Here is a 7,091-nt window from a genome sequence, read left to right as displayed (position 1 = left end):
GACGCTGCTCACCACGCCCGACGTGGCCGGGGCGGCGGCGCTGGCGGCCGACGAGTCGCGGGTCAGGCAGGTGATCGCGTTCGGCCCGGCGCTCGACACGATCGACTTCGGCGACCTGCTCACGCTGGAGCCCACCGCGCTGCCGGTGCTCGACCCGAAGACGCAGGACGCGCTGGTGCTGGCGGGCGGGCGGCGCGTCGCCCACGCCGAGCTGCTCGGCCGGATGGCGGAGCTGGACCATCCGGTGCGGATCCAGGAGTCCGACGTCGTCCTGGCGAGCTGGGCGCCGGCCGGCTGCCCCGACCTGATCGCACTGGTCGGGCTGGCCGTGAGCAAGGGCGCGCTGGTCGTGACCGCCGGCGGTCTCACCCCCGCCGACCTGCGGGGAACCGCTCACGACTACGGGGTCACCGTTGTGACGGCCAGGCCGGGGGAGCTGGCTCGCGTCGGCTGAATATGCGGACCTGTTACCACCTCATACCTTGACGGCCAGGAGGGCGAAGTGGGTTGATTGCCCTACTGACAACGTTGTCAACCCTCAGCATCGGGGTTTCGAAGGGAAGGTGTGCAATGCGACGACGGTGGTTGGCGGCCGTCGCGATCACTATGGCGAGCGTGCTGGGCCTGGCCGGCTGCGGAGGCAGCGGAGGCGGAACGGCCAGTCCGGCGGCCACAGGTGGCGGCGACGCCAAGAAGCAGGTCGAGGTGTTCTCCTGGTGGACGGGACCAGGTGAGGCCGACGGCCTGAAGGCCATGCGGGAGATCTTCGAAAAGGGGAACCCCACCTACACCTTCTTCGACGCGGCGGTGGCCGGCGGCTCTGGCGACAAGGCCAAGGCGCTGCTGCAGTCGAAGCTCCAGGCGGACACCCCGCCGGACACCTTCCAGGGACACGCCGGGGCCGAGCTCCAGGGCTACATCAAGGCCGGTGACCTGGAGGATCTCAACTCCCTGTACGACGAGCTGAAGCTGAAGGACGTCTTCCCCACCCAGCTCATCGACCAGATCAGCGTGGACGGCAAGATCTACTCGGTGCCGGTGAACATCCACCGGTCCAACGTGCTGTGGTTCAACCCGGCGGTCCTGAAGGACGCGGGCGTCGCCGCCGCGCCCAAGTCGATCGACGAGTTCATCGCGGCGCTGGAGAAGGTCAAGGCCAAGGGCAAGATCCCGCTGTCCATCGGCTCCGAGTGGACCGTGGTGCACCTGATGGAGAGCGTGCTGCTCGGCTCGCTCGGGACCGACGCCTACAACGCCCTGTTCAAGCCGGGCGCCAACTGGGGCAGCCCCGAGGTCACCAAGGCGCTGAACAGCTTCAAGACGATCCTGTCGTACGCGGGCGACCCCCAGGACGACTGGCAGCCCGCGGCCAAGCAGGTGGCCGACGGCGAAGCGGCGTTCAACATCATGGGCGACTGGGCCTACGGGTACTTCCACAACCCGCCGGACGGCGGCCTGGGCAAGAAGTCGAAGACCGACTTCGACTGGGCGCCCTCTCCCGGCACCGAGGGCACGTACCTGTGGCTGTCGGACAGCTTCACGCTCCCCAAGGGCGCGAAGAACCGTGACGGGGCCCTCGCGTGGCTCAAGGTCGCGGCCAGCAAGGAGGGACAGGACGCCTTCAACCCGAAGAAGGGCTCCATCCCCGCCCGCAAGGACGCCGACCAGTCGCTGTACACGGACTACCTGGCCGACGCGCTGAAGGACTGGTCCAGCAACAAGCTGGCCGGCTCCGTCCAGCACGGCGTCTCGGTGAACCAGCCGTGGCTGGCCTCGATCACCGAGGCGGTCGGACTGTTCATCGGCAGCAAGGACGTCGCCGCCCTGCAGAAGGGGCTCGTCGACGCCGCTACGGCGAACGCGCAGTAATCACCCGAAGTACGGCAGGCGCGCGAGCGCCTGCCGTACTCATCTGGAGGTATGGCTTTGAGGCGGGCACGCACCTGGCTGCCCGGGCTGCTCCTCGTCACGCCGTCGATCATCGCGATCGGCGTCTTCGTGTACGGCATGCTGGGCTGGAACTTCCGGCTGGCCATGACCGACAAGCACGACGAGGTGTCCGAGGGCAATTTCGTCGGGTTGAAGAACTTCGTCGACATCTGGGACCAGCCCCGATGGCACATCTCGGTGAGCCACGCGATCATGTTCACGGTCGTGTTCGTGCTGGGCGCGCTGGCGCTCGGCTGGCTCCTGGCGTTCCTCATGGAGAAGGGCATCAGGGGCGAGGGTACGTTCCGGGCGATCTACCTGTTCCCGATGGCCATCTCGTTCGTCGCGACCGGCATCGTGTGGCGGTGGCTGATGAACTCCGGGATGGAGCAGCGGGCGGTCGGGCTGAACCGGCTCTTCGACTGGATCGGGCTGCCGCAGTGGCAGTGGTTCCGGGACCCGGACTGGGGGATGGCCGCGATGGCGCTCCCGGCGATCTGGCAGATGTCCGGATATATCATGGCGCTCTTCCTGGCGGGCTTCCGTGGCGTGCCGGAGGAGCTGCGCGAGGCCGCGCGCGTGGACGGCTGCACCGAATGGGGCGTCTACCGGTACGTGGTGCTGCCGATGCTGCGGCCCGTCACGCTGTCGGCGCTGATCATCCTCGGCCACATCTCGCTCAAGGTGTTCGACCTGATCGTGGCCGTGTCGGGCAAGCAGATCATCACCGACGTGCCCGCTGTGTTCATGTGGGTGGCGGTCTTCGACTCCCACGACCCGGCCAAGGGTGCCACGATCGCCTCGTACATCGTGCTGAGCGTGGCCGTCTTCGTCATCCCGTACCTGATCTGGTCCGTGCGTAAGGAGAGGCGTCCATGACCGCTGTCGCCCACCACAGGCGGTCGGCCGCCGGGGCCGGGCGCAGGCGGCTGTCCACCACGGTGCGCCTGGTCCTGCTCATCGCCTTCGTGGTCATCTTCCTGATCCCGATCTACGTCCTGCTGGTCACCAGCTTCAAGCCGCTCACCGAGGCGGACCCCGGCCAGGCGTGGAACCTGCCGCAGACCTGGACGTTCGAGGCGTGGCAGGTGGCCTGGGAGAAGCTGGCGCCCGGCCTGTGGAACTCCGTGCTGCTGGCCGTGCCGGGCTCGCTGCTGTCGTGCGTGCTCGGCTCGATGAACGGGTACGTGCTGTCGAAGTGGCGCTTCCCGGGCGCGGACGTGCTGTTCACGTTGTTCCTGTTCGGCATGTTCATCCCGTACCAGGGCGTGATGATCCCGCTGGTGCAGCTCCTGGTGAACCTCAACGAGGTGACCGGGCTGCAGGGCGTCTTCTACGGCGGCATCCCGGGGCTGACGCTGGCCCACGTGGTGTACGGCATCCCGATCTGCACGCTGATCTTCCGCAACTACTACGTCACCGTCCCCGACGAGCTGATCGAGGCGTCGCGGGTGGACGGCGCGGGGATGCTGCGGACGTACTGGTCGGTGGTGCTGCCGGTGTCCGCCCCGGCCATCGCCGTGGTGATCATCTGGCAGTTCACCTCGATGTGGAACGACTTCCTGTTCGCGGTCTTCCTGACCGGGCCGACGAGCTGGCCGACGACCGTCATGCTGAACAACATCGCCGGCGCGCAGGCCACCCCGTACAGCCAGCAGATGGCCGCGGCCATCCTGGCGTCGGTGCCGACGATGCTGATCTACGTGCTGCTCGGCCGGTTCTTCATGCGCGGGCTGATGGCGGGCGCGCTCAAGGGCTGACGGCCTGGCCTAGGAGCGCGGGTTGGCGCAGTGCTTGAGCGGCTCCTGGCGCACGTAGCGCGCGACGTCCTCGGCCACGATCCGGGCCGCCTTGGCGGCGGTCTCCTTGCTGGCCCCCGCCAGGTGCGGGGTCATCACCAGGTTCGGGGCCGTGAGCAGGCGTGATCCGGCGGGGATGGGCTCCTCGGGGAAGACGTCCACCGCGGCTCCGAACAGGTGGCCCGACTCCAGCGCGTCGCACAGGGCGTCGTAGTCGAGCAGGGAGCCGCGGGCGCAGTTGACGATCACCGAGCCGGGCGGCATCGCGGCGATCTGCCCGGCGCCGATCATGCCGGCGGTCTCGGGGGTGGCGCGGGCGTGCAGGGACAGGAAACTGGAGCGGTGGAGCAGCTCGTCCAGCTCCACCTGTCCGGAAATTTCCACGTAAGGGTCGTAGACCAGCACCTCCGCGCCGAACCCCTCCAGCATGCGTGCCACCCGCCGGCCGATCGCCCCGTAGCCGACCAGGCCGGCCGTCGCGCCCTCCAGCTCGGGGCCGGCGTTGTCGTAGGTGTAGTAGTCGCCGCGCCAGACGCCGGCCGCCAGGTCGGCGTGCGTACGCGGGACGCGCCGGGTGGCGGCCAGCAGCATGGCCAGCGTGTGCTCGGCCGTGGCCACCGCGTTGCGGCCGGGCGCGAACGTGACCGCCACCCCCGCCGCGGTGGCCGCCTCCAGGTTGGCGTTGACCGGGCCGCCCCGGCTGACGCAGAACAGCCTCAGGTCAGGGCAGGCGTCCAGCACCTTCTTGGTCAGCGGGGCCATCTGCGTCACGCAGACCTCGACGCCGCGCAGCGCCTCGATCAGCTCGTCCTCCACGTCGGACGCCTCGTCCACCTCGCCCACCCGGCCGAACGGCGTCACCGGCCACGGCAGCGTCAGCTCGCTGATCTCCACCTCACCGGGGACGGCGCGCCTGAGCGCGTCGATGAACAGGCGGTTCTGGACGAAGTGGTCGCCGGCGGCGAGGACTCGGACGGTCAACGAAGCGCTCCGATCGGAGAGTTGTAACGCAGGATCGCCACAGCCGAATGCGCGCCGTCCCGCGCGCGGATCTCGGTGACGGCGCAGTTGTCCAGGCTCGGGAACAGCCGCCGGTACTCGCCGATCGGCACGCCGATGAGCCTGCACAGCGCGATCCTGATCGCCGTCGTGTGCGCGACCACCAGCACCCGGCCGCCGGGATGCGCCGCCGCGACGTCGCGCAGGCACTCGGTGAACCGGTCGGCCACCAGCTCGGGGTCCTCGCCGCCGGGCAGCGGGTGGGCGGCGGGGTCGGCCTCGAACGCGGCGCGGGCCTCGGGGAAGCGCTCGCGCATCTCGGCGGCCGTCAGCCCGTCGCCCTGGCCGAAGTCGATCTCCCGCAGCCTGGCGTCCGCGCGCGGCTCGACGCCGGCCGCCCGCGCGCTCGCGGCGGCGGTGATCCTGGCCCTGCTCAGCGTGGAGGCCCAGACGGCCGTCAGCCCGGCCCGGCCCGCCCAGGCGGCCAGCTGCCCGGCCTGGTCGTGGCCGCGTGGCGTCAGCTCGATGTCGCTGAGCCCGGCGTAGCGGTTCTCGGCGTGCCAGACGGTCTCGCCGTGGCGGGCCAGCACCAGGTTCGTCATCGGGCGGTCCTCTCGCGGGCGTGGCCGGCGGCGCCGCTCGCCAGCCAGCCGCGCCCCTCCAGTTCGGCGACGAAGCGCAGGTACGGCTCGTCCGGGCGGGGAGCGGCCGGGTCCACGACGGCGCGGGTGCGGATCATGCCGGTCCCGCCGCCTGACGCGAGCACCGCCATGCCGAGCGCGGGCTCGGCGTTCTCCCGCAGCGTGACCGGGCGGCCGAGGACGTCGGCCCTGAGCTGGGTCCAGTACGCGCTCCTGGTGGCGCCACCGGTCAGCACGATCTCGCCGTCCGCCGGCGCGCCCAGCAGGTCGAGGTAGTCGAAGCAGAGCCGCTCGACGAAGGCCGCGCCGAGCAGGATCGCCGTGTAGCGCTCCACGTCGCCGGCGGGGCGGCCGAGGGTGAACCCCTCAGCCTCGGGGGCGGCGAACGGGAACCGCTCCCCGCGCGAGACCAGCGGGTAGGTGACGGATGAGTAGGTGGTGGGCGGACAGGCGGCGGCTTCGGCGCTCAGGGCGTCCAGGTCGCGGCCGGGCAGGTCGCGGGCGAGCACGCCCGCGCCCGTGCTCGACGCCCCGCCCGGCAGCCATGAGCCGTCCGGCGCGCGGTGCGAGTACACCACGCCGAGCGGGTCGTGGATCAGCTCCCTGGTCACGCCCTTGAGGACGAGCGTGGTGCCCAGGACGGAGTTCCAGCTCCCGGCCGTCATCGCGCCTGCGCCGAGCTGGGCGGCGCACCCGTCCGTGGTCCCGGCGATCACCGGGGTGCCCTCGGGGATGCCGGTGGCCTCCGCCGCCTCGGCGCAGACCGTGCCGAGCGTGGCGCCGGGCCGTACGACGGCGGGCAGCGCCGCGGCGGGCACGCCCAGCTCGTCCAGCACCTCACGCGGCCAGCGCTCGTCGATCAGGTCCACCCCGGTCTTGAGCGCGTTGCTCAGGTCGGTGGCCACCTCGTGCCCGGTCAGGCGGCGGTTGACGAAGTCGTTCTGGTGCGCCAGGCGGGCGTCCGGCGGGGCGCCGGGCAGCAGCCACAGCAGCTTGGGCAGCGCCCAGCCGGGTTGCATGCGCCGGTAGCCGAGCCGTTCCCACACGGCGGCCCCGGTCGTGTTGACCCGCTCGGCCTGGGCCGTCGCGCGCCGGTCGTCGTACATGAGCCCGGGGGTCAGCGGGTCGCCCCGGCGGTCGGTGAGCAGGATCGTTCCAGAGGTGGCCGCCACGGCGACGCCCCTGACCCGCTCGGGCGGCACGTCGCGCAGCGCCTCGCGGGTGGCGGCCGACAGCTCGCGCCACCACCGCTCGGGGTCCTGCTCGTGCCGGGGGCCGTCGCGGTGGCTGGTCAGGGGCCTGCTCGCCGATCCGAGCACCTCGCCGGAGCCGGTGACGGCCATCGCGCGGACGCTCTGGGTGCCCAGGTCCACGCCGATCCAGACGCTCACGTGCGCCCTTCCGTCCGGCGGCCTCTCATCTCCGCCAGGATCGGCCACGATCGGGCCGCCGTCTCGCGCAGGGCCAGGAAGTCGCGGTAGGCGCCGTCGTACGCGCCGGGCTCGGGCCGTACGGCGTCGCGCAGCCGTACGTGCTCGCCCGCCGCGGCCTCGACGGACGCCGCCGCGCCCGTGGCGGCCAGGCCGACCAGGAAGGCGCCCCTGGCGCCGACCTCGGCGTCGGCGGACCTGAGCACCGGCAGCCCGGTGACGTCGGAGATCATCCGCAGCCAGAGCGCGCTGGCCGAGCCGCCGCCGCACACCCGCAGCTCGTGCGGCCGCCC

The 7,091-nt window shown here is 71.4% G+C and carries 7 protein-coding genes and 1 pseudogene; 4 read left to right on the top strand and 4 right to left on the bottom strand.

Features of this window, described 5'->3' with window-relative positions; translation table 11 throughout:
* From KME77_RS12700 to KME77_RS12685, 4 genes and pseudogenes are all read left to right on the top strand, one after another.
* Positions 1-454: pseudogene (locus KME77_RS12700) on the top strand (hypothetical protein); the annotation flags it as partial.
* A gap of 116 nt (positions 455-570) precedes the next feature.
* Positions 571-1,869 (top strand): ABC transporter substrate-binding protein, encoded by a 1,299-nt coding sequence (locus tag KME77_RS12695; RefSeq protein WP_219466199.1) that lies wholly within the window; start codon positions 571-573, stop codon positions 1,867-1,869.
* Positions 1,870-1,920: 51 nt separating this feature from the next.
* The gene (locus KME77_RS12690; protein WP_219466198.1) at positions 1,921-2,808 is read left to right on the top strand and encodes a carbohydrate ABC transporter permease; all 888 of its coding nucleotides are present in this window, start codon (positions 1,921-1,923) and stop codon (positions 2,806-2,808) included.
* Positions 2,805-3,689, top strand: a complete 885-nt coding sequence (locus KME77_RS12685) for a carbohydrate ABC transporter permease (RefSeq protein ID WP_219466197.1) — start codon at positions 2,805-2,807, stop codon at positions 3,687-3,689. The genes KME77_RS12690 and KME77_RS12685 overlap by 4 nt, the downstream gene beginning before the upstream one ends.
* A 9-nt stretch (positions 3,690-3,698) precedes the next feature.
* Here KME77_RS12685 and KME77_RS12680 read toward each other — a convergent pair whose 3' ends face one another.
* From KME77_RS12680 to KME77_RS12665, 4 genes are all read right to left on the bottom strand, one after another.
* Positions 3,699-4,709, bottom strand: a complete 1,011-nt coding sequence (locus tag KME77_RS12680; protein WP_219466196.1) for a 2-hydroxyacid dehydrogenase — start codon at positions 4,707-4,709, stop codon at positions 3,699-3,701.
* Complete coding sequence (locus tag KME77_RS12675) at positions 4,706-5,329, bottom strand: histidine phosphatase family protein (protein WP_219466195.1); 624 nt, start codon at positions 5,327-5,329, stop codon at positions 4,706-4,708. The genes KME77_RS12680 and KME77_RS12675 overlap by 4 nt, the downstream gene beginning before the upstream one ends.
* Positions 5,326-6,759, bottom strand: coding sequence for an FGGY-family carbohydrate kinase (locus KME77_RS30265; RefSeq protein WP_308250681.1), 1,434 nt, complete (start codon positions 6,757-6,759; stop codon positions 5,326-5,328). Before KME77_RS30265 ends, KME77_RS12675 begins: the two co-directional genes overlap by 4 nt.
* The coding region (locus KME77_RS12665; RefSeq protein ID WP_246609656.1) for an FGGY-family carbohydrate kinase at positions 6,756-7,091 on the bottom strand (336 nt) is incomplete at its 5' end. The genes KME77_RS12665 and KME77_RS30265, both read right to left, overlap by 4 nt.

This window comes from Nonomuraea rhizosphaerae, assembly GCF_019396405.1.
In the GTDB taxonomy this organism is placed as follows: domain Bacteria; phylum Actinomycetota; class Actinomycetes; order Streptosporangiales; family Streptosporangiaceae; genus Nonomuraea; species Nonomuraea rhizosphaerae.
Note: the sequence above shows the minus strand (reverse complement) of the source record. Positions and strands in the feature narration are given on the sequence as shown.